The 572-nt window shown below is 68.2% G+C and carries 2 pseudogenes; one reads left to right on the top strand and one right to left on the bottom strand.

Features of this window, described 5'->3' with window-relative positions:
- Window positions 1-289: pseudogene (locus tag A5712_RS10300) on the top strand (hypothetical protein); the annotation flags it as partial.
- A gap of 4 nt (window positions 290-293) precedes the next feature.
- On the opposite strand, the pseudogene A5712_RS10295 reads toward A5712_RS10300, so the two are convergent.
- Window positions 294-572, bottom strand: a pseudogene (locus tag A5712_RS10295) (hypothetical protein); the annotation flags it as partial.

The raw sequence follows: 572 nt of genomic DNA, 5'->3' as shown, positions 1-572 counted from the left end.
GATCTCGTTCGGCACCAAGGGCGGGGAGATCGAGATGAACGGGCAGCGCGTCGCCGTCCCGGTGTCCACGGACCAGACGCTGCAGGAGATCACCAAGATCACCGACGGCCAGGCGTTCCACGCGGACAGCCTGGAATCGCTGGAGAGCGTCTATTCGACGCTGCAGCGCCAGATCGGCTATCAGACCGTCAAGGGCGACGCCAGCCTGGCCTGGATGATGCTGGGCGCGGTGCTGCTGGCGGGCGCCGTCCTGGCCGGCCTGTTCCTGAACCGGCGGCTGCCCGCCTGATCGCTCAGACCGGCAGGCGTCGGTTGATCAGCAGGCCCAGCGCCGCGGCGATCAGCGCGACGACAACGCCCAGGCGCAGCCAGCCGGCGCTGCCGGGGCCGGGCACCGTGCGGAAGCCGATGTCGTTCTCGATGGCGTTGTAGCTCTTGTTCAGCTCGTTGATGTTGGTGGCGGTGTAGGACTGCCCGCCGGAGAGTTGGGCGATCTTGCGCATCTGGTCCGTGGACACCGGGACGGCGACGCGCTGCCCGTTCATCTCGATCTCCCCGCCCTTGGTGCCGAA

The organism is Mycobacterium sp. E2327, from assembly GCF_001672675.1.
Classification (GTDB): domain Bacteria; phylum Actinomycetota; class Actinomycetes; order Mycobacteriales; family Mycobacteriaceae; genus Mycobacterium.
The sequence above is the reverse complement of the archived record's forward strand: the minus strand, read 5'-3'. Positions and strand labels throughout refer to the sequence as shown.